Source organism: Synechococcus sp. PROS-7-1 (assembly GCF_014279795.1).
Lineage (GTDB): Bacteria > Cyanobacteriota > Cyanobacteriia > PCC-6307 > Cyanobiaceae > Synechococcus_C.
Genome location: NZ_CP047945.1, coordinates 1,725,590 through 1,745,042, shown reverse-complemented (window position 1 = coordinate 1,745,042; position 19,453 = coordinate 1,725,590). Strand labels below are relative to the sequence as shown.

The window sequence follows — 19,453 nt, the reverse complement described above, 5'->3', positions numbered from 1 at the left end:
CCCAAGCTTCGGGACAAGTCGCCTCGGCGGCAATTGCCTGAGAGACTTCGTGATGAATCTGTCGCGTTGTGAGACGGCTTGATGCGGAGTCAAGGTCGTGTGCATTGGTTCTGTGCCGTTGCTGCTACTGGCCCCGCACGGCTGACGGATCGTTGTCTTTGCGGTTGATTGGGATGAGACGCAAGGGACAGGGATTGGTCGGTTCATCCCGGAAATCCGTGCTGAAGCCTTCGGCTTCCGGGATGAGCCGCCGTGCTTCTCGACGGCATCTCGAGCTGATTTCCGCTCCTGCCTCGAGCCTGACAGCCCTCACCCTCGTTCGCCGTCAAAGCCGAGTGGGGAGAACCATCAAGCGCAGTGGTGATGTGCTCTTTTCACTCGCCGTTCTCGCGTTGGGAGCACCGTTGTTTGGCTTGTTGGCAGCACTGGTGAAGCTCAGCTCTCCGGGACCGGTGTTTTATGTGCAGAAACGCGTTGGCCGGGGATACCGTCGCTTTGGCTGCATCAAATTCCGCACCATGCGAGCCGATGCGGATGCCGTGCTGGCTCAGGTGTTGGAGCGATCGCCAGCCATGCGTGCTGAGTTTGAGCGTGATTTCAAGCTGCGGGAAGATCCGCGGATTACGCCGATTGGCCGTTTCCTCAGGCGATCAAGCCTCGATGAACTTCCCCAGTTCCTCAATGTGTTGCGTGGAGAGATGAGCGTGGTGGGGCCCAGACCGATCGTCGATAAGGAAATTGAGCGCTACTCCGACTACATGGACGAGGTCCTGGCCGTCCGCCCAGGACTGACTGGGCTTTGGCAGGTAAGCGGTCGCAATAACCTCAGTTACGCAAAACGGGTTCGACTGGATCTGGCGTATGCCAGAGGTCGTTCATTCTTTCTGGATTCCGCCATCATTTTGCGCACATTTGGAGTTCTTCTGTTGCCGATGGATCGTGGCGCTTACTGATCCATAGGAATGAGGCATTACTCGAAAGAGCAGATCCAGCGTCTCCGCTTCCGTCATAGGGGTTACTTCCTACTCCTGGTCAATAAGTTGCTGTTTCTGCTTTTGCTCCCGTTTGCGGTTCAATATCCGTTTTTTCTGTCGGCTCTTCTGATCTCCTTGGCAGTCGTGCTGATGGGATTTGTTGTGCGTTACAGCCGAATCAAGCGTCAAATCAGGTCGATCTACGTTCTCGGATTTCTAGCGATTGCACTCGAAGTGATCTGGCACTTGGCCTTGTTTTTTCTGCCGGCTTTTGGTCATTGGCTCACGCTGCCGCATGTGCTCGTCTGGACTGTTTTTTTCTTCGTGAATGTTTTGTGGATGATTCGGTCGCTGATCCGAGAGCCGTTTGTGACTGTGGCTGTGGTGATGGGGGCTGCGCAGGGGTACCTCCTGATTGGGATTGCGGGTGGAGTTCTGCTGACTGCAGCTCTCGAGCTGCATCCATCGGCCTTTGATCTGTCCGTATTGACCCAGGGTGATCATGCGTCTCTCACAGGGGGCGGGGCGCTGGCTGTGGAGCGTTACGCCCCGGTGCTGATGGCGGCCTCGTTCAACCTGCTCACCACTGTTGGATCCGGAGTGATGAACTCTGCTGATGTCACGTCCCAAGTCATCGTCACGGTGATCACTGTGAGTGGCCAGCTGTATGTGGCCATTCTCATTGCCCTGATCTTGGGACGTTTTCACACCCGCTAAGTCATTGCTTCGTGAGCAGGCTCAGTCCTCCCGCTGCAAATAGCCACAGCGATTCCAGTCGCGCCGACAGATTGAGGATGGTTCGTACTCCGTGCGGGTCGGCTTCAGCGCCTCCAGCCTTCAGAAGGGGTTTGTCGATCCACGTGTCCCCATAGCGGTTGCTGCCTCCAAGCTGAACATCGGCGCAATGGGCGTAGATCGCTTCCGACCGTCCAGCGTTCGGTGAGGGATCCAGGGATCCATCCCGTTCCGCCGCCCGTACCAATGAGGGCCACATCCACCAGCTGCGGCTGATCAGGGGCAGCGTCACCATCACCAATCGGCACGGCAGCCAGGTGAGGGCGTCGTCCAAACGGGCGCCTGCTGTCCCCAGCCAGCGCAATCTTCCGCGCTTGTAGCCCAGCATGGAATCAAGGGTGCTGCTGGCCTTGAAACCCCAGGCGAGCGCGAGAGGGCCAGGACCCTGGAGCCAGCCTGCTCTCCAGAGAACAACGCCAACGAGCATCCAGAACAGGGGCGCGAAGACGCCATCAACGGCATTTTCACTGGCCGTTTCCGCTGCTGCGCGCAAAATCTCATTGCCGCAGAGCTGGTTCGTCTCCCGGCCCACAATCCAGCTCAGTCGCTCCCGTGCAAGGGTCGGCTCTGCGTCGTCCTGGTCTGGGAGGGCCTTCACCACGGCGATGACACTGTCGTGAAGGCTTCGTGCCGCCAGAGCACTGGCCAGCGCCATCACGAGGATCAAACCAGCAGCCCACTGCCAAAGTCCGCTGGACTGCAGCCAAAAACGCTCGATCAGCCATCCAGCGCCAACGCTGGTCAACACCAGCGCCGTCGTAATCAGACCACCACTCAAGCGCAGTTCCCTGGGACGATCTCCCGCCCAAGGTTCCAGCCGTTGCCTGAGATAGCGGATGGCTTGCCCCATCCACACCACGGGATGGGGCAACCACCGGGGATCTCCGATCAACCAGTCGAGACCGGCAGCGGCGATCACCAGGACGATGGGCTGAATGGTCCCTGGCTCAGGAGGCTTTCAACCAGCTGAACATCGACCGCAGGCCCTTGCCCACTTCCTCGATCTTGTGGTGACGGTCCTGTTCGCGGATCTTGTTCATCTCCGGCTTGCCGGCTTCGCATTCCGCCACGAAGTTCTTGGCGAAGGTGCCGTCCTGGATGTCGCTGAGGATGCGCTTCATTTCCGCCTTGGTGTCGGCCGTGATCAGGCGCGGACCGCTCACGTAGTCGCCGTATTCGGCGGTGTTGGAGATGGAGTCACGCATGGCCGACAAGCCACCCTTCACCATCAGATCCACGATCAGCTTCACCTCGTGCAGGCATTCGAAGTAAGCCAACTCGGGCTGGTAGCCAGCTTCCACCAGGGTTTCGAAACCTGCCTTCACCAGTTCGGAGAGGCCGCCGCAGAGCACAGCCTGTTCACCGAACAGATCGGTCTCGGTTTCCTCTTTGAAGTTGGTCTCCAGAATTCCGGCTCGGGTGCCACCAATTCCTTTGGCGTAGGCCATGGCCAGGCCTCGGGCTTGCCCAGACGCGTCCTGCTCGATCGCGAACAGGGCGGGCACGCCCTGACCGTTCTGGTATTCCCAGCGCACGGTGTGGCCCGGTCCCTTGGGGGCGATCATCACCACATCAACGTCGGCAGGAGGCTTGATCAGGCCGAAGCGGATGTTGAAGCCATGGGCGAAGCTCAGCACCTTGCCCGCTTTCAGATGCGGTGCAATTTCCTTGGCGTAAACGTCCTTCTGGAACTCATCGGGCAGCAGCACCATGATCCAGTCGGCTCGTTCTGCAGCCTCCGCCACAGAGAGCACTTCGAGGCCATCGGCCTTGGCTTTCTCAGCGGAGCGACTGCCTTCGTACAGACCGACAACCACCTCAACACCGCTGTCCTTGAGATTGAGGGCGTGGGCATGACCCTGGGAGCCATAGCCAACGATGGCTACCGTCTTGCCGCTGAGCAGCGAGAGATCGGCATCGGTGTCGTAGAAAAGCTGAGCCATCCGGACGGTGGTTGTGGAGCTTGGTAACGACTGAGCTTACGCAAGCGCCGGGTGGCTCAGGCCTCGTTCGGATGAGCGATCACGCGATCGATGAGGCCATAGTCCTTGGCCTCCTGGCTGCTGAGGAAGTAGTCACGATCGGTGTCCTTCTCGACTTTCTCGAAGCTTTGGCCGCTCATCTCTGCCATGGAGCGGTTGAGCATCTCTTTCATGCGCAAAATTTCCTGGGCTTCGATCTCGATGTCGCTGGCCTGCCGCTGCGCCGTTCCGCCCAGGGGTTGGTGGATCATGATCCGGCTGTGAGGCAGTGCCAGGCGCTTTCCTTTGGTACCGGCTGCAAGCAGAAACGCGCCCATCGAGGCGGCCAGGCCGACACAGATGGTGACCACGTCACTCTTGACGTACTGCATCGTGTCGTAGATGGCCAAGCCTGCTGTTACCGAGCCGCCGGGGGAATTGATGTAGAGGTAAATCGGCTTGCCGCTGTCCTCGGAATCGAGATACAGCATCTGAGCGACGAGGCTGTTGGCGACGGCATCATTGACTTCTGAGCCAAGAAACAAGATCCTCTCCACTCCCAGGCGGGTGTAGATGTCGACCCAGCGCTCCATCTGGCTGCCGGGAAGGCGGTAAGGGACGCTTGGGGTTCCGATGGGCATGGTTCCTGGGGGATGACGTGTGGGAGAGGGTGGGGATGAAAGGTGTTCAGGCGGCGGGAACCGGCGCCGGAAGATCCTTACGACTGGTGAGGACGCGATCGATCAGTCCGTAGTCCTTGGCTTGCTCAGGGGTGAGATAGCTCATGCGGTCGGAATCTTTCGACAGTTCCTCCACTGAGCGCCCGGTGTTAGTGGAAAGGATTTCAAGCATGGCGCGCTTGTTATGGAGAACCTCTTGCGCGCGGATCTGAATGTCGGTGGCTTGGCCGCGGGCACCACTACGGGGTTGGTGCAGCACGATTGAAGCGTGGGGAAGAGCTGCGCGCTGCCCTTTCGTGCCGGCTGAAAGGATCACTGCCGCCGTTCCCATCGCCTGGCCGATGCAGATGGTGTGAACAGGCGGTTTCACGTAACGAAGGGTGTCGCAGATCGCGAAGGCCTCGGTTTCAAAGCCGATGGCGTCACCGGTGTACCAGCTGGTGCCAGTGGAGTTGATATAGAAGTAAATCGGCTTATCGGGATTGTCGAACTCCAGATACAGGAGTTGGGCGATGATCAGCTCTGTGACATCGATGCCCACCTGACGCTTGGTGTCGTCATCTGAAAAGAGAGGAAGCCCGAGGTAGACGATTCTTTCCTTGAGCAGCAGCGACGGCAGATCCGGCGGTGGCGTTCTCATCACCGACGAGTCGCCGTAATACGGGGCTGACGTGGTCATCCGCTTCTCATCTCCTGTCGTGGCAGGAGCCTAGCGGGATTCCGGCGCCGGACGCTCATTGCTTTTGGACTTCCGGGGTGCTTTGGACGCCTTGCTCTCCTTGCCCACCACGCTTGGGGCACGATCTTGATCCAAACGGGCGAACACCATGCGTCCGCTGGGATTCTGGAGGGCACCAGTGATCACCACAGGGCGGCGTTCTCCAATCGCCGAGCGGGCATTTTCCACCACCACCATCGTGCCGTCCTCCAGGTAGGCCACACCTTGGTGATCCTCTTTGCCCTCTCGCACGATTTTTAGATTGAGTTCATCGCCGGGCTGCACTTCGGGACGCAACGCAATCACGAGTTCGCTGAGATTCATCACCTTCAGATCCTTCAGGCGGGCGACCTGGGCCAGGTTGAAATCTGCGGTTACCAGGGTGCCACCGGTGTCTTCAGTGAGCTGAAGCAGACGGTCATCGGTGCCAGCACCGTCGTAGCGGGTGGTGTTAATCACCAGGCGGCGCTCGTAGGCCTCTCGCAATTCATTGAGCAACTTGAGTCCACGGCGCCCTTTGCCGCGCTTCTCCAGGTTGTTGGAGTCAGCAAGCTGCTGCATCTCATCAATCACGGTCTGCGCCACGATCACCTTGCCTTCAAGCAGGCCGCAGCCGACCATTCCCCGGATGCGTCCGTCGATGATCACGCTGGTGTCAAGAATCTTGGCCGTTGCTGGTGTCAGAACACCATCAGCCACCAGCAACGCTTCCGTTGAGGTCGGATTGAAAAGCCTCAGAAGGGTCCGTCCGTGAACTTCGGCCAGGTTGTATCCCAAGACGCCGAAGAATCCGTTGCTGAGGATGGCTGCCAGGGGTTTCACCAAGGAGCTGGCTCCTGCCAAAGGCAGCAACAGGATTGGTGCTAGCAGCAGGTTGGCCACCAGAAGCCCGAGGATCAGTCCCACAGCCCGACTCACCAAGAGATCGGTGGGCATGGTGCGGACCTGCCGCATCAATTGCTGCCGCAGCCTGCGGAAGACCAGCCCTGCCACGATGCCGATGCCCGCTCCGGCAGCCGTGAGCCCGAAGCGCACCCACTGGGCATTCACATCATCGAGAAGCTCCTGGGGCAGCAGGTGCACTCCCATCCAGCCGGTGGCTGAACCGGAGATGAGAAACAGAATGAGAATGAGCGCTTCAACCATCGTGTTGGATTCCGGCTGCTCACTCCGTTTGAAGGCAGCATGCATCATCGTCGATCGTTTGGCTCGGGATGATGTCCGCACCCGCGCCCCGAAGCGCGTATCTCCATATTCCTTTTTGCCATCGCCGCTGCTTTTACTGCGATTTCGCAGTGGTCCCTCTCGGTGATCGCGTCAATGCGCTGGATGGTCCTGGCAGTCGTTCCATTGCGCTCTATCTGGACCAGATTCTTCAGGAGATCCGTGCGTCGCCACCAGGTCCTCCGCTGGCAACGGTCTACATCGGTGGCGGCACCCCGTCTCTGTTAACACCGGATCAGGTGGGATGCCTACTCGATGCCCTTGCGGATCGTTTCGGCCTGCAGCAAGGGGCAGAGATCACGTTGGAAATGGATCCAGCCAGCTTCTCTCTCGCTGAACTCACGGCGCTGGTCCGTCATGGGGTGAACCGGGTGAGCCTCGGTGGGCAGAGCTTCGATGACACTGTTCTTGCCGCTCTGGGGCGGCGGCATCGCCGGACGGACGTGCTTGAGGCCTGCCGCTGGATGCACCGCTTCCTGCAGGAGGGACGTCTTCGTAGCTGGAGCCTGGATCTGATCCGCAATCTTCCCGATCAGAGTGATGCGGCCTGGTCTGCTGCGTTGACAGAAGCTGTAGCGCTGCACCCTCCTCACCTCTCGATCTACGACCTCAGCATTGAGGCCGGCACCGTGTTCGCCAGACGCGAGCAGCAGGGCACGCTCATGCTGCCCGATGAGGACGGAGCCGCCGATCGAATCGCTTTCACGACGAAGCACCTTTTCGATGCGGGCTACTGCCGCTATGAGATTTCCAATTTCTCCAGGCCGGGGCATGCGTCCCGCCACAACCGCGTGTATTGGAGTGGTGCGGGATGGTGGGCCTTTGGTCTCGGCGCCACCAGTGCCCCCTGGGGCGAGCGATTCGCCAGGCCGCGCACTCGGGAGGCCTATGCCCTGTGGCTCGAGCAGCAACAGCGGGAAGGGCCCCATGCCTCGCTGCTGCTGGATAGTGCGCAGCCGCTCAGTCTCGAAGACCGACTGTTGGTGGGGCTACGCCGTCGGGAAGGGGTGGATTTGCTGCAACAAGCCCAGTGCTGTGGGTGGACGGCCCAGCGCTGTTCCTTGTATCTCCCTGCGTTGGAACAGCGTTGGCAGGAGTTCCTCACGCAAGGCTTGATGGTGAAACGGGGGCATCGCTGGCGACTCACAGACCCCCTTGGCATGGCCCTCAGCAATCAGATCCTGGTGGAGGTTGTGCAGTGGTGGGATCTGCTGCCGGCTGACGCTGCTCCTCCAGCCAGGAGCGAAGCGCTGCAATGCCCAGAGTCCTCCCATCCAGGCGCGCGGGGCTGAAGGGTGGTTGCCTGGGTGTCAGCCCCAGGAGATCGGCCGTCACGCTGACCTGGCCATCACAGTCCTGCCCAGCGCCGATTCCGATCACAGGGATTTGAAGGTTTCTGCGCATTCGGCCTGCAAGGGCCTCCGGCACGTGCTCCAGAACCATCGCAAAACAACCGGCCGTCTCGAGGCTGGTGGCCTGGCGTAGTAAGCGCTCCTGGCTCACTGGATCCTTCGCTTGGCGGCGGTACCCCAGCTGATGCACGGATTGGGGTGTCAGACCTAAGTGGCCCATGACGGGAATTCCCATCCTCACCAGCCGCTCGATCACCTCCACCACCTCCGGCTCGGCGCCTTCCAGCTTCACGCCGGCTGCTGAGGAGTGCTTCAGCAAGTGCCCTGCAGCGGCCACGGCACGGTCGAGACCGCACTGGTAGCTGAGAAAGGGCAGATCGGTGATCACCAAAGGCTGCTCGGATGCAGGCTTGCGCAACCCTCTGCAGACCGCCTGGGTGTGAAGCAGCATCTGCTCAAGGGTCACAGGCAGCGTGGTGGTGTGCCCAAGGCTCACCATCGCCAACGAGTCCCCGACCAGCACGATGTCAGCTCCTGCTTCTTCGACGACTGAGGCGCTCAGGGCATCCCAAGCCGTGAGCATCGTGATGGGGCGGCCGGATTGTTTGAACCGGATCAGATCAGAGGCTCTCAACCTCTTCCTCTAGGCAGCGGGAGTCCATTGCTAACATCCGAAGTGACTCGGACCCATGCGGTTCAGACGCCCAAACCTGGTCAGATCCGGAAGGCAGCAGCCACACGGGATGCTCGGGACAGGCGTGGATTCCGGGTCACCCCTCTTCATCTCCTGCTGATCGGCAGCGCATGCTCAGCGGAGGATCACCTTCAGTTCGCTTGATCCTGACGGGATTGACGCTGACGCAAAAACTCGGGAATTCTGGCTCCAGACTCTGACGTTTCAGGGGCTACATACGCCGAAGGTGCCGCTTTGGGAATGCTGCGCTCACTGCGATAGGGCTGACCGTTTTCGAACCCGGTGGCAATCACTGTCACGTGAATTTCCCCTTCGAGAGCCTCATCCACCACAGCTCCCACGATGATGTTGGCTTCGGGATCCACCACGTCGTAGATCACTTCGGACGCGCTGGTCATGTCTTCAAGGGTCATGTCACGACCGCCACTGATGTTGATCACGCATCCTTTGGCGCCATCGATCCGGGCCGCTTCAAGCAGTGGGCTGTTGATCGCGGTCTGAGCTGCTTCGATGGCACGGGAGCGTCCGGATCCAACACCGATGCCAAGAAGAGCCGTGCCGGCTTCGGTCATCACCGAACGCACATCGGCAAAATCCACATTCACTAGGCCTGGGCAGGTGATGATGTCGCTGATTCCCTTCACACCCATGCGCAACACATCGTCGGCGCTGCGGAATGCTTCTTGAAGGGGAGCACCTGCGATGGCATCCCTGAGCCTGTCATTGGGGATCACAATCAGGGTGTCCACATGTTCCGCCAGGCGAGCGATCCCTTCATCGGCCTGGCGCATCCGCCGGCGACCTTCAAATCCAAAGGGTTTGGTGACGATGCCAACGGTGAGAGCGCCACTTTCCTTGGCGACCTCAGCAACAACGGGTGCAGCGCCGGTGCCGGTTCCGCCTCCCATGCCGGCAGCGATGAAGACCAGGTCAGCACCCTGGATGGCCTGCTGAAGATCAGCGCGGGATTCTTCAGCCGCTTTCTGACCGATGTTGGGATTGCCCCCAGCGCCAAGACCCCTGGTGAGGGTTTGACCGAGTTGAACCCGATGTTCGGCGGATGACTGAATCAGGGCTTGGGCATCCGTATTGAGGACCCGATAAGCAACTCCTTCGAGATCGCTCATGATCATGCGATTAACGGCATTGCTGCCACCACCGCCAACGCCGATCACCTCAATGCGGGCTGACTGACTGGGAAGAATCCCTTCGGCTGCAGGAGACGACGATATTTGACCGTTCACCATCTCCATTGGTACCGCTGACCCGTTGAGCTGCGTTTGCATTATGTCCCTGCGAGTGACGATCGCCGACAGTGAGGACACACTCGGTTTCCTTCTCAGAGAACGCAACCAGTGGTCAGGATTCGCTCGCTTTCTTTGCCGCTTTTGCCGGCAATTGCAGTTCGGGCTTGCTCGGGTCTGATAGATCAATGCTGGTGTCGCTCTGACCTCGCAGCTGGGCTGGAAGGCTGCGTGTCAACTGGACCACAGTGTTGAGCTGCTGGTCGAGGAGGGCTCCATTGGAGCCGAGTTTGACGAGTCCGAGAGAGGCCGTGCGCAGGCTGAGATCTCCATCGGGAGCCACATGGATCACCTCCAAGGGGCTGCCCAGCTGATCTCTTTGCTCGAGCAGCTTGGCGATGGTTGAGCGGCGGCTTGGGATCCAGCCCTGCACACGAACGGCACTCGCCGGTGCCTCGCCCTGGCGCGCCACGGTTAGGGGCATCCAGTGCCCTTCACGATCCACCATGCCTTGCTCCATTCCCCCAGCTCCACTGCGTGTAGCTGCGGCGATGGGGCGTCGGTCTTGCAGTTCCACCTCGAGGCCTGGTGGCAGTAACCGCCGTTGCACGGTTACCGACTGCACAGGCAATTCCGCCATCAGGCGACGTTCCAGCGTGCTCGGTTTCAACGACAGCAGCGGAAGTGGAAAGCGCAGCCGCCCTGCTTTGGCGACGTTGTCTGGGCCGAGGCGATCACTACCGACGACTTGGAGCTGGTCGATGGAGCGCAGCGTCCAGCCTGCACTGAGAAGGATCCAGGCCAGCGCGGTGGACGATCCGGTGAAGACCAGGATCCGCCAGGCCTGAATCAACTGGTCGCGCCGTCGCTCTCGCCTTAACCGCCTGCGACGTTCAACGCTTGGAGGCAGCGGACCCGAGGATTTCGAAGCCCGACGCTGGATGGATTGGGTCTGACTGCGGGGCATCAGAGGTCACAGCGGGCCTTGGCCATCAGCTGCTCCATCCAGCGACGGGCCCGTTCCGCATCGGAAAAAGGAACGTCCATCTGCAGCCCTTCGCCGATCAGCCGTAGACGGCACTGACCCTGGGATTCCTCGGAGAGCGGTGTGTCTCCCGAAGCAAGAGACATCAGCTCAACCAGTTCCAGGGTCTTGATCACAAACCGCCCCTCTTCTCGGAAACTTCCGGCGTGAAAACTGCTCCAACTGAGTTCACCCTCCTTGAGGCGGGCCGCTCCACACCCATCCAGTTTGGCGAGCTCCGACGACTGACTCCACTGTCTGAACAGTGACTGTCTCCGGCGTTCAAGCCAACCCAAAGCGGCCAGCAACACGAACACCAGCAGCAGTGGAAGCCAGAGCAGTCCGTGCATCATCGCGGCGTGACCAGCATCAATCGACTCATTCTTGCGCTGTATCGACCAGCTCCGCCACCAATTGCGGCAATGGGATACCTGTGGCCTCCCAGAGCGTGGGATACATGCTCTGGGAGGTAAAGCCAGGCAGGGTGTTGATTTCATTGAGCCAGATCTGGCCGGACGTTTCGTCGTAGAAGACATCCACGCGGGCCTGGCCGAAGGCATTGACGGCATGGCAAGCCCGAATCGCCATCGCCTGGATCTGCTGGCTCACCGATGCTGGAAGTGGAGCGGGAATCAGCGTGTGACTGCGTCCCTCGGTGTACTTGGTTTCGTAGTCATACCAATCGGCGTCAAAGCGGATCTCCCCCACCACAGAGGCCCGCAGATGTCGCCGCCCCAGCACGGCACATTCCAGTTCTCTGGCTTTGACGCCTTGTTCGACAAGCAGCCTTGGGTCGAGTGCGGCCGCCTGGTGCAAGCCGGCCAGCAGCTCATCCCTGTTGCACGCTTTGGTGATGCCCACCGATGAACCCAGGTTGGCGGGTTTGACAAAACAGGGGTAACCCAGCTCCTGCTCCAGCCGGGTGAGGAGCTGCTCGCGTTGCTCCGGGTCCTCGAGGTCGGTCGCATTCAGGCCCACATAAGGAACCTGAGACAGTCCAGCTGCGGCAAAGGCGGCTTTCATGGCCAGCTTGTCCATTCCCACAGCGGATCCGAGCACCCCGGAGCCAACGAAGGGTTTGTTCATCAGCGTGAACAGGCCCTGCACCGTCCCGTCTTCACCGTTGGGACCATGGAGAACTGGATACCAAAGATCCACTGTGTCGGGATCGACCGGCCAGTGACGGAGCCCAGGAGCCGGCAGAGGTTGGGGCAGGTCGTTGGCGTCGAGGGCCCTGTTCTGATCAAGCGCACGCTGGGCAACGGTCGGCTCCCACCAGCGACCATCGCGATCGATGTAGAGCGGGATCACCTCGAACCGCTCCTGATTCTCCGTGGCCCTCAACGCCTGGATCACCGTCAGGGCTGATCGGATCGACACGGCATGCTCGCCGGATGCTCCTCCGAACACCACGCCAACGCGGAGAGGGGAAGTCGGCATGGGGGCGTTGTCGGTACGTCGGGTTGCCCCGCAACGTATCAGCAGTTCAGAGGAGTGCCACTGAGTGAGAAGGAGCGCACGGCATCGATGCGCACCTGAACCAGGTCACCGGCACTGAAGCGACGACCTTCTCCGTTTTCAGAGCGGAAAAATGTGAGTCTGTTGGTGCGGGTGCGCCCCATCAACTGGGATGGATCTTTGGGATTGATTCCCTCAGCAAGCACCTCTTCCACCCGGCCGGAGTAGCGCCCGTTGCGTTCCCGCGCGCAGCGCTCCACCAGAGCGTTGATTTCTCTGAGTCGCTCCACCTTGATGTCTTCAGGCAGCTGGTTGTCCCAGTCTGCGGCGGGGGTGTTTGGGCGCGGTGAGTAAGCGGCCGTGTTCACTTGGTCGAAACCGATCTCTTCGATCAGCGCCAGGGTCCGCCGGTATTGGGCATCGGTTTCACCAGGGAAGGCCACGATCACATCCGCACTCAATGAGGCATCGGGCATGCGCTCGCGGATTCTGTCGATGATGCGCCTGTAGCGCTCCACGGTGTAGCCCCGGGCCATGGCCCGGAGCACGTCGTTGTCACCGCTTTGGAACGGGATGTGGAAGTGCTCGCAGAGTTTGGGGAGGTCGGCACAAGCGTCGATCAGGCGCTCAGTGAAATAGCGGGGGTGACTGGTGGCGAAGCGGATCCGCTCAATGCCCTCAACGGAGTGCACGTGATGGAGCAGATCGGTGAGAGTGTGCTGCCGGCGGCCCTCGGGCGTGATTCCCGGCAGGTCACGTCCGTAAGCATCGATGTTCTGCCCCAGCAGGGTGATCTCCTTGAAGCCCTGGGCCGCGAGCCCTTCCATCTCAAACTTGATGGCATCTGGAAGCCGTGACTGCTCCTTGCCGCGGACGGAAGGAACCACGCAGTAGGTGCAGCGCTCGTTGCAGCCGTAAATCACATTCACCCAACCGCAGATGCTGCTGTCGCGTCTGGCGGTGGTGATGTCTTCGAGAATGTGATGCTCTTCGGTGGCAACCACTTGCTGGCCGCTGTCCACTTGCTGCAGCAGCGTTTCGAGGCGGTTGGCGTGCTGAGGCCCCATCACCAGGTCGAGCTCCGGCACCCGTCTGAGCAGCGACTCACCTTCCTGCTGCGCCACACAGCCCGCCACCACCAAGGTGAGATTCGGGTTCGTGCGTTTGCGTTGGGCCTGGCGTCCTAAATAGCTGTAGACCTTCTGCTCCGCGTTGTCGCGAATGGTGCAGGTGTTGTAGAGCACCAGATCGGCATCCAGTTCGGCGCTTGCCTCCCGGTAGCCCATGGATTCGAGAATCCCTGCCATGCGCTCGGAATCGGCCTTGTTCATCTGGCAGCCGAACGTGGTGATCCAGTAGCTGCCGCGCTCCCGGCTCGGCAGCGTTTGGGTGGTGGGCGAGGCGGTCACGGTCAAGGCAGAGAGCCGTCCGAGGGATCGGCGGCGTCGAAAGCTGCTTTCAGTGTCGGATACGGCGGTGCTGTGCCACCTTGTGGATTGGTGCTCGCGGGCTATGGGCTGGAGTCTGCGTCGATTTCCCCTTACCAAGGCGGTGCCTTTGGCGATCAGCAGGGGAACCACGTCCGTCGTGGAACGCCTGGAACTCCGCCTCGACCACGGCGGGACTGTGGGGTTAGGGGAAACCGGTGGGCTGGATACGGGCCATCGCGCCTATGCCCTGGAGGGCATTGAGGCTGAACTTCAAGCTCTATTGCCGATCTTGGAGTCCTTGAATCCTCAGGACCGTCATGGCCTGGCACCTTGGTTGACCCCCCTCTCTCCGCCGGCGCGGTGTGCTGTGGATCTGGCCCTCTGGGGCTGGTGGGGAAAGCAGCTGGGGCAACCGATCTGGACGTTGTTGTCGTTGGCAGGGACCAGCGAAGTGGCCACGAGCGTCACCCTTGGTCTCGCCTCTGTTGAGAAGGTCCTGGAGCGTCTTGAGCGCTGGTGGCGTCAGATGCCGGCGACGCGCATCAAGCTCAAACTCGGTAGCCCCGAGGGGCTGGAGCACGACCGCGCCCTGTTGCAGGCGGTGGCCATCGCTCTTCGGGAGCGCTCCCAGCGGATGGCGGTGGCCCATGAACTTCAGGTGGATGCCAATGGAGGTTGGACGCTTGAGCAGGCCAAGGCGATGCAGGTGGACCTGGAGCAGGCGGGGGTGGTGTTGCTCGAGCAACCGTTGCCCGCTCGTCTTGATCCGGAGGAGGATCTGGAGGGATTTGCAGCGCTACGCCCCACTTGCAATCTCCCTTTGGTTGCTGATGAGAGCTGTTGGGATCTGAAGGATCTGCTTCGGTTGGCGCCCCATGTGGACGGTGTGAATCTCAAACTTCTCAAGACCGGTGGTCTCTCGGAGGCCTGGCTGATGGCCCAGCTGGCTGAACGGCTTGATCTGGATCTGATGGTGGGCTGTTACTCCGACAGCACCTTGCTGAATGCAGCTGCGGCGCAGTTGCTTGCCTGCATCCGTTGGCCTGACTTGGACAGCCACCTCAATCTGCTGGACGATCCTTATGAGGGCTTGCCCCTCAAAGGGGATCGACTGCTGCCACCGCCAGGGAGCGGCTTGGGTGTTACGCCACTGGAGGCCTCCTGATGCTTTCTGACCAGGATCCTGTGGTGCTTCTCCAGCACGGAGGCCTCGACAGCCTCACCGGCAAGACCGGTCTGGCGATGTTGCGGCATCGGCGCGGACCGATCGTGGCGGTGATTGACCCAGACCATGCCGGCCAGCGTTTGGAGACCGTGACCGGGATTTCCAGGTCTGTTCCGGTGGTGAGGGATCTGGGTGAGGCCCTTCCCTTTCGACCGTCTGTGGCCGTGGTGGGCCTGGCTCCCTCCGGTGGGGTGCTGCCAGCGGCTCTGCGGTCGGATGTGTTGTCTGCTCTGAAAGCGGGGCTTTCGGTGGCCAGCGGCTTGCACACCCATCTGGCCGATGATCCGGAGCTCAGCGCGGCGGTTCAGCCTGGATGCTGGATCTGGGATCTCCGCTGCGAGCCCAAGGGACTCAGGGTTGGTCAGGCCAGGGCTGCCGCTTTGCCCTGCAAGCGCGTTCTGGCTGTTGGAACTGATATGGCTGTCGGCAAGATGAGTGCCTGCCTGGCGGTTCAAGAAGCGGCGCAGCGACTCGCTGTGCCCGTGGCCTTCGTGGGCACAGGTCAGGCCGGAATTCTGATTAGCGGCCAGGGGGTCCCTCTCGACGCCGTACGGGTCGACTACGCCGCAGGTGCGGTGGAGGCGGCGGTCCTCAGCGCAGCGTCCGCAGTAGCGGATGATGCGCTGCTGCTGGTGGAGGGACAGGGATCGCTCTGTCACCCCGGTTCGACGGCCACCCTTCCGTTGCTGCGCGGCACCCAGCCAACAGCCTTGCTCATGGTGCATCGCGCCGATCAGAGCTGCATTCATCGTTTGCCAGACATTGCCCTTCCTCCCCTGGAGGATCTGATTCAGCTCTGTGAGGGGCTGGCTTCCATCGGCCGACCGCACGGCGCTGGACCTCCACCCCGGGTTAGAGCGGTGGCCCTGAATACGGCAGGACTGAGCGCTGAGGAGTGCGCGCGTTCCTGCGCAAAACTCAGTGAGAGACTATCGCTCCCTTGCGTTGATCCGATCAGGCATGGAGCGGAGGCTCTGCTCGAGGCCTTGATGGCTCCGTGAGCCACAAAAAATGTGAAGGGCGAGCGAGGGGATTCGAACCCCCGAATAGCGGCGCCACAAGCCGCTGCCTTAACCACTTGGCGACGCCCGCCGCGTCGGTAAGAATCTACCAATCCGCCCCCCAGGCCCTGCGTACGTCCCCCGCCCATCGGCGCTGGTCTCCGGCGACAGCGATCGCCATGGCTCTCTTGCTTGGGGGGAGCGTCACCGCCCTGGCAGTCACCAATCCCACCAAGGAGGACTACAGCGCTCATGCCGGTACCCAATTGGTCAGTCTGGCGACCGACGAGCTCTGCTCTCAACGCACGCTGCCCCTGGTGTTGCAGCTCTGGATCAAGGACTGCCCCCGGTTGATCGCTGACCAAGAGGCCACGCTTGCGTCGCTCGCCACCCAGTTCACACGGCGCTGGAATTTGGGCGTGGCCAGCGTCTACGTGACCACAGTGGGGGGGCAGGATCTGCTGCCAACGTTGCGTCTCCCTCGCTACTCCGTCACGACCTTGGGGGTTGCCGGTCGGTTTTTGGTCCTGAAGACCCAGTCCGATGCTGGACAGTTGGAATGAGGCCGCAAGACGCTGGAACTCTGCGTGGCCGCTGCCCGACCAGCCTTGTTGACTTGCCTCCTGGCGTGGCACCAGAGCGGCCTGCAGATGGCCTGCTCTCTGTGGAGCTGCGCTGGATGGACGGCAGGATTACGTCCGTCTTGCCTGTTGCAGACGCTCAGGGCATGGTGCTGCCCCGGTTGGTCGAGCCCCATGCCCATCTCGATAAAGCGTTCTCCTGGACTGACTACCCCAATCGCTCGGGGACCTATGCCGGAGCGATGGAGGCCAACATGCGCGAACATCGCACCCGCACCGCTGATCGGGTCCAAGAACGCAGTGAGCGGGCGCTGGCATTGGCCTGGCGCCATGGCCTTCGGGCCATTCGCACGCACATCGACAGTCTGGGGCCAGGGGCCGCCTGCAGCTGGGAGGTGTTGACGGAAAGGCGGCAGCAATGGAAAAAGCGCATTGAGCTCCAGCTGGTGGCGCTCGTACCGATCGCCCATTGGTCCACTCCGGAGGGAGAGCAGCTGGCCTCTCAGGTGGCAGCGGCCGAGGGCGTGATCGGTGGTGTGATCGAACCCCCCTGTCGCGGCAGGGCCCCCCGCCAAGCGCTGCGACATCTCCTAGCGCTGGCGGAGCGCCTGGGATGCCCCGTTGATCTGCACATCGATGAGGCGTCGGAGCATCCTGCGGCCGGGGTTCGGCAACTCCTTCGGGTTCTCAGCACGATGGAGGTGTCAGTGCCAATAACCTGCAGCCATGCCAGCAGCCTTTCGCTGTTGAATCCAGGCTCGCTCCGGCGTCTGGGGGAGCGGATGGCGGAGCATCATCTGCAGGTCGTAGCCCTGCCTCTCACCAATGGATGGCTCCTTGGGCGTCGAGGGCAGGCCACACCGGTGCAACGACCCCTCGCTCCGATCCGCCAGCTCCGTGATCGCGGTGTGTGTGTGGCTGTGGGGGGAGACAACGTGCAGGATCCCTGGTTTCCAGGAGGAAACCTGGACCCTCTGGCTTTGATGGCCATGAGTGTTCCCCTTGCTCAGCTGGCTCCTTGGGATGAGGAGGGGATGGCTCCATTCAGCACGGATGCCGCCCGTTTGCTGGGCCTTGCTTGGGATGGAGTGCTGCGCCCCGGTGCTCCTGCGGATCTGATCCATCTGCCCGCTGGCGGCTGGCCCGAACTGCTCTCGACTCCTCCCCAGCGCAAGGTGCTGGCAGGTGGCGTTTGGGTTCAGGATTGAAAGGTCGTTCCTCTGATCGTGACGTCCATGGTTCCTGAGATGTTGCGTGCGGAACTGGCGGCAGTGCCAGGCCTCACCCTGCTTGAACGTTCAGAAGATCTGGATCGTTACTCCAAAGATGCCTACGACTACTCACCGGTGTTGGAGGAGCGTCTGGCGCCTTGCCGGGCGGCGTTGGTGGTGCGCCCCGAAACGGTGGATGCCGTGGTGGGTGTGGCTGCGGCCTGTAGCCGTCATGGCATTGCGCTCACCCTGAGGGGCGCCGGCACCGGCAATTACGGACAGAGCGTCCCCCTCGAGGGAGGGGTGGTGATGCTGATGGGACGCTTGCGTGCCGTCCGCAGGATCGAGGCGACGACCGGTGTCGTCACGGTGGAATGTGGCTGCCTCTTGAAGGATCTCGATCAGACGCTGCGTGGCCACGGTCGTCAGCTGCGCCTGCTTCCCAGCACCTGGCGCAGCGCCACGATCGGCGGCTTCATCGCTGGTGGGTCCGGTGGAATCGGATCGGTGCGCTGGGGGTTTCTGCGCGATCCGGGCCACTTACTCGGTCTCGAGGTGGTGACGATGGAGCCGGAACCAAAGCGGCTTCAGTTGGAGGCCTCCGATGCGGAGGCGCTGAATCATGCCTACGGGACCAACGGGATCATCACCGCATTGACGCTCGCCACAGCGCCAACAGTGGAGTGGCAGGAGGTGGTGATCGACTGCCTTGATTGGCCATCCGCTGTGGAGCTAGCGCAACGCTGCTGTGGCTCGGCGTTGGACCTCCATCTCTGCACTGTGCTGGAGGGTGACGTTGTGGCTCAGTTGCCGGCCTGGGATTTCCCTGACACAAAGGCGAATCGTGTGCTCCTGCTGGCGGCTCCCGATGCGGTGAGCACGGTGGAGCGGTTGGCGGCCGACTGCGGAGCGGCAGTGGTGTACTGCGGTGCGGAGATGCACCATGCCGGTCATGGTCTGCGGGAACTGACTTGGAATCACACCACCCTGCACATGCGCCAGAGCGAACCGGGTTGGACTTACCTGCAGATGCTGCTTCCGCAACCTGAATTGGACTGCCTGCAAGCGCTTAAGCAGACCTGGGGAGGGGATGTGCTTCTTCATCTGGAAGCGGTGCGTCAGCAGGGTGTGCAGCGGCTTGCGGCCCTACCGCTGGTGCGCTGGCGTGGGGCTGACGAGCTGGAGCGTTTAATGCAGCAGTGCCGAGACCTCGGGGCTCTGATCTTCAACCCTCATGTGATCACCGTTGAGGGCGGAGGGCTTGGCGTCGTTGATGGCGACCAGGTGGCCGCCAAGCAGCGGATGGATCCGGCGGGTCTTCTGAACCCCGGGAAGCTGGGTGGGTTTAGCAGCTGAGGCTGTCGCGGGTCAGCACACCGGTGGTGGGGTTTACCCCCTCGGCCTCTTGGCAGAGCCTGCGCTGGTCATCCCTGTCCAGCAGGGCATCGCTGAAATCCGCGCCATCCACCTGAGCCCCGGCGAAGCTGCTTCCAGAGGCGATCACGCCAATCAAGACGGCATCTCGCAGATCCGTTCCTGTGAAATCCGCACGATCCATCAGGGCATCACTGAGGTCGGCGCCATGGAAGTTGGCATCGGCAAACGCACCCTGCGTGAAGATCGCCCCTTGCAGATTGGCTCCGCTGAAATCAGCGCCCTTGCCCGCCGCGCCGGCAAAGGAGGTGTTGCTGAGGGCCTGATCATGAAAATCAACGCCGTTTTGATTGGTCAGGGTGTAGTCCACCCGTTCCTGAAACAACGCTCTGTCCTGCAGGCCCACCCCGGCTGAGGTGTCGAGGGCCATTGCGGGGTCGCACAGGACGGTGATCACCAGAGTGATGGCGGTGATGAGTTTCAGCAGCGGAGGCATCATCGACGGGC

At 61.4% G+C, this 19,453-nt stretch carries 19 protein-coding genes, 1 tRNA gene, 1 other RNA gene and 1 pseudogene; 9 read left to right on the top strand and 13 right to left on the bottom strand.

Annotated features, from left to right (window positions below; translation table 11 throughout):
- Positions 1 to 242 precede the first annotated feature (242 nt).
- Together SynPROS71_RS09480 and SynPROS71_RS09475 are read left to right on the top strand one after the other, a co-directional pair.
- Positions 243 to 953, top strand: coding sequence for a sugar transferase (locus SynPROS71_RS09480; protein WP_370586872.1), 711 nt, complete (start codon positions 243 to 245; stop codon positions 951 to 953).
- A 9-nt stretch (positions 954 to 962) separates the two neighbouring features.
- On the top strand, positions 963 to 1,691 hold the full coding sequence (locus SynPROS71_RS09475) for a hypothetical protein (protein WP_186594728.1): 729 nt from the start codon (positions 963 to 965) through the stop codon (positions 1,689 to 1,691).
- 1 nt (position 1,692) lies between these two features.
- Here the strand turns inward: SynPROS71_RS09475 and cbiB are convergent, their stop codons facing one another.
- The 5 genes from cbiB to SynPROS71_RS09450 are packed head-to-tail and all read right to left on the bottom strand — an operon-like array spanning position 1,693 to position 6,274.
- Positions 1,693 to 2,706, bottom strand: a complete 1,014-nt coding sequence (gene cbiB, locus SynPROS71_RS09470; protein ID WP_255442508.1) for an adenosylcobinamide-phosphate synthase CbiB — start codon at positions 2,704 to 2,706, stop codon at positions 1,693 to 1,695.
- Between the two features lie 10 nt (positions 2,707 to 2,716).
- Positions 2,717 to 3,712 (bottom strand): ketol-acid reductoisomerase, encoded by a 996-nt coding sequence (gene ilvC / locus SynPROS71_RS09465; RefSeq protein ID WP_186594727.1) that lies wholly within the window; start codon positions 3,710 to 3,712, stop codon positions 2,717 to 2,719.
- 56 nt (positions 3,713 to 3,768) lie between these two features.
- Positions 3,769 to 4,371, bottom strand: coding sequence for an ATP-dependent Clp protease proteolytic subunit (locus SynPROS71_RS09460; protein ID WP_186594725.1), 603 nt, complete (start codon positions 4,369 to 4,371; stop codon positions 3,769 to 3,771).
- 46 nt (positions 4,372 to 4,417) lie between these two features.
- Positions 4,418 to 5,089: an ATP-dependent Clp protease proteolytic subunit gene (locus SynPROS71_RS09455; protein ID WP_186594724.1), complete on the bottom strand. Its 672-nt coding sequence runs from the start codon at positions 5,087 to 5,089 to the stop codon at positions 4,418 to 4,420.
- A gap of 30 nt (positions 5,090 to 5,119) precedes the next feature.
- Complete coding sequence (locus tag SynPROS71_RS09450; RefSeq protein WP_186594722.1) at positions 5,120 to 6,274, bottom strand: PIN/TRAM domain-containing protein; 1,155 nt, start codon at positions 6,272 to 6,274, stop codon at positions 5,120 to 5,122.
- A 71-nt stretch (positions 6,275 to 6,345) separates the two neighbouring features.
- Between SynPROS71_RS09450 and SynPROS71_RS09445 the strand changes: the two are divergent.
- Positions 6,346 to 7,632, top strand: a pseudogene (locus SynPROS71_RS09445) (coproporphyrinogen-III oxidase family protein); the annotation flags it as partial.
- On the opposite strand, the gene panB reads toward SynPROS71_RS09445, so the two are convergent.
- Entirely contained in the window at positions 7,520 to 8,338 is an 819-nt protein-coding gene (gene panB / locus SynPROS71_RS09440; protein WP_186594720.1) for a 3-methyl-2-oxobutanoate hydroxymethyltransferase, read from the bottom strand. The pseudogene SynPROS71_RS09445 and the gene panB overlap by 113 nt on opposite strands.
- 44 nt (positions 8,339 to 8,382) lie before the next feature.
- Between panB and ffs the strand changes: the two genes are divergently transcribed.
- Positions 8,383 to 8,479: signal recognition particle sRNA small type (gene ffs, locus SynPROS71_RS09435), an RNA gene on the top strand.
- Positions 8,480 to 8,529: 50 nt separating this feature from the next.
- On the opposite strand, the gene ftsZ is transcribed toward ffs, so the two are convergent.
- The 5 genes from ftsZ to miaB form a co-directional block, all read right to left on the bottom strand.
- The gene (gene ftsZ, locus SynPROS71_RS09430; RefSeq protein ID WP_186594718.1) at positions 8,530 to 9,684 is read right to left on the bottom strand and encodes a cell division protein FtsZ; all 1,155 of its coding nucleotides are present in this window, start codon (positions 9,682 to 9,684) and stop codon (positions 8,530 to 8,532) included.
- A 73-nt stretch (positions 9,685 to 9,757) separates the two neighbouring features.
- Positions 9,758 to 10,609 carry a cell division protein FtsQ/DivIB gene (locus SynPROS71_RS09425; protein WP_186594716.1) on the bottom strand — a complete coding sequence of 284 codons (852 nt, stop codon included), beginning with the start codon at positions 10,607 to 10,609 and terminating at the stop codon, positions 9,758 to 9,760.
- The gene (locus SynPROS71_RS09420) at positions 10,609 to 11,019 is read right to left on the bottom strand and encodes a hypothetical protein (RefSeq protein ID WP_186594714.1); all 411 of its coding nucleotides are present in this window, start codon (positions 11,017 to 11,019) and stop codon (positions 10,609 to 10,611) included. Before SynPROS71_RS09420 ends, SynPROS71_RS09425 begins: the two co-directional genes overlap by 1 nt.
- A 25-nt stretch (positions 11,020 to 11,044) precedes the next feature.
- The gene (locus tag SynPROS71_RS09415) at positions 11,045 to 12,106 is read right to left on the bottom strand and encodes a D-alanine--D-alanine ligase family protein (RefSeq protein ID WP_186594712.1); all 1,062 of its coding nucleotides are present in this window, start codon (positions 12,104 to 12,106) and stop codon (positions 11,045 to 11,047) included.
- A gap of 38 nt (positions 12,107 to 12,144) precedes the next feature.
- Positions 12,145 to 13,539 (bottom strand): tRNA (N6-isopentenyl adenosine(37)-C2)-methylthiotransferase MiaB, encoded by a 1,395-nt coding sequence (gene miaB / locus SynPROS71_RS09410; protein ID WP_186594710.1) that lies wholly within the window; start codon positions 13,537 to 13,539, stop codon positions 12,145 to 12,147.
- Positions 13,540 to 13,636: 97 nt separating this feature from the next.
- Between miaB and SynPROS71_RS09405 the strand changes: the two genes are divergently transcribed.
- Together SynPROS71_RS09405 and SynPROS71_RS09400 are read left to right on the top strand one after the other, a co-directional pair.
- Positions 13,637 to 14,719, top strand: coding sequence for an enolase C-terminal domain-like protein (locus tag SynPROS71_RS09405; protein ID WP_186594709.1), 1,083 nt, complete (start codon positions 13,637 to 13,639; stop codon positions 14,717 to 14,719).
- Positions 14,719 to 15,780: a DUF1611 domain-containing protein gene (locus SynPROS71_RS09400; protein WP_186594707.1), complete on the top strand. Its 1,062-nt coding sequence runs from the start codon at positions 14,719 to 14,721 to the stop codon at positions 15,778 to 15,780. Before SynPROS71_RS09405 ends, SynPROS71_RS09400 begins: the two co-directional genes overlap by 1 nt.
- A gap of 18 nt (positions 15,781 to 15,798) precedes the next feature.
- Here SynPROS71_RS09400 and SynPROS71_RS09395 read toward each other — a convergent pair.
- Positions 15,799 to 15,871 (bottom strand) — tRNA-His (locus SynPROS71_RS09395).
- Between SynPROS71_RS09395 and SynPROS71_RS09390 the strand changes: the two genes are divergently transcribed.
- Genes SynPROS71_RS09390 through SynPROS71_RS09380 form a run of 3 tightly spaced genes read left to right on the top strand, consistent with a single transcriptional unit; the run spans position 15,858 to position 18,928 of the window.
- Positions 15,858 to 16,343, top strand: coding sequence for a DUF4359 domain-containing protein (locus SynPROS71_RS09390; RefSeq protein ID WP_255442093.1), 486 nt, complete (start codon positions 15,858 to 15,860; stop codon positions 16,341 to 16,343). The two genes, SynPROS71_RS09395 and SynPROS71_RS09390, sit on opposite strands and share 14 nt — an antisense overlap.
- On the top strand, positions 16,340 to 17,569 hold the full coding sequence (locus tag SynPROS71_RS09385; RefSeq protein WP_186594705.1) for an amidohydrolase family protein: 1,230 nt from the start codon (positions 16,340 to 16,342) through the stop codon (positions 17,567 to 17,569). The genes SynPROS71_RS09390 and SynPROS71_RS09385 overlap by 4 nt, the downstream gene beginning before the upstream one ends.
- 27 nt (positions 17,570 to 17,596) lie before the next feature.
- Entirely contained in the window at positions 17,597 to 18,928 is a 1,332-nt protein-coding gene (locus SynPROS71_RS09380; protein WP_186594704.1) for an FAD-binding oxidoreductase, read from the top strand.
- On the opposite strand, the gene SynPROS71_RS09375 is transcribed toward SynPROS71_RS09380, so the two are convergent.
- Positions 18,918 to 19,442, bottom strand: a complete 525-nt coding sequence (locus SynPROS71_RS09375; RefSeq protein WP_255442092.1) for a pentapeptide repeat-containing protein — start codon at positions 19,440 to 19,442, stop codon at positions 18,918 to 18,920. The two genes, SynPROS71_RS09380 and SynPROS71_RS09375, sit on opposite strands and share 11 nt — an antisense overlap.
- Between the last annotated feature and the right edge of the window lie 11 nt (positions 19,443 to 19,453).

Excerpts from the sequence above, each read along its gene's own strand:
- SynPROS71_RS09480 (WP_370586872.1), top strand. The coding sequence starts at position 243 with ATGAGCCGCCGTGCTTCTCGACGGCATCTCGAGCTGATTTCCGCTCCT.
- SynPROS71_RS09475 (WP_186594728.1), top strand. The coding sequence starts at position 963 with ATGAGGCATTACTCGAAAGAGCAGATCCAGCGTCTCCGCTTCCGTCAT.
- ilvC (WP_186594727.1), bottom strand. The coding sequence starts at position 3,712 with ATGGCTCAGCTTTTCTACGACACCGATGCCGATCTCTCGCTGCTCAGC.
- SynPROS71_RS09460 (WP_186594725.1), bottom strand. The coding sequence starts at position 4,371 with ATGCCCATCGGAACCCCAAGCGTCCCTTACCGCCTTCCCGGCAGCCAG.
- SynPROS71_RS09455 (WP_186594724.1), bottom strand. The coding sequence starts at position 5,089 with ATGACCACGTCAGCCCCGTATTACGGCGACTCGTCGGTGATGAGAACG.
- SynPROS71_RS09450 (WP_186594722.1), bottom strand. The coding sequence starts at position 6,274 with ATGGTTGAAGCGCTCATTCTCATTCTGTTTCTCATCTCCGGTTCAGCC.
- ftsZ (WP_186594718.1), bottom strand. The coding sequence starts at position 9,684 with ATGCAAACGCAGCTCAACGGGTCAGCGGTACCAATGGAGATGGTGAAC.
- SynPROS71_RS09425 (WP_186594716.1), bottom strand. The coding sequence starts at position 10,609 with ATGCCCCGCAGTCAGACCCAATCCATCCAGCGTCGGGCTTCGAAATCC.
- SynPROS71_RS09420 (WP_186594714.1), bottom strand. The coding sequence starts at position 11,019 with ATGATGCACGGACTGCTCTGGCTTCCACTGCTGCTGGTGTTCGTGTTG.
- SynPROS71_RS09415 (WP_186594712.1), bottom strand. The coding sequence starts at position 12,106 with ATGCCGACTTCCCCTCTCCGCGTTGGCGTGGTGTTCGGAGGAGCATCC.
- SynPROS71_RS09405 (WP_186594709.1), top strand. The coding sequence starts at position 13,637 with ATGGGCTGGAGTCTGCGTCGATTTCCCCTTACCAAGGCGGTGCCTTTG.
- SynPROS71_RS09400 (WP_186594707.1), top strand. The coding sequence starts at position 14,719 with ATGCTTTCTGACCAGGATCCTGTGGTGCTTCTCCAGCACGGAGGCCTC.
- SynPROS71_RS09385 (WP_186594705.1), top strand. The coding sequence starts at position 16,340 with ATGAGGCCGCAAGACGCTGGAACTCTGCGTGGCCGCTGCCCGACCAGC.
- SynPROS71_RS09380 (WP_186594704.1), top strand. The coding sequence starts at position 17,597 with ATGGTTCCTGAGATGTTGCGTGCGGAACTGGCGGCAGTGCCAGGCCTC.
- SynPROS71_RS09375 (WP_255442092.1), bottom strand. The coding sequence starts at position 19,442 with ATGCCTCCGCTGCTGAAACTCATCACCGCCATCACTCTGGTGATCACC.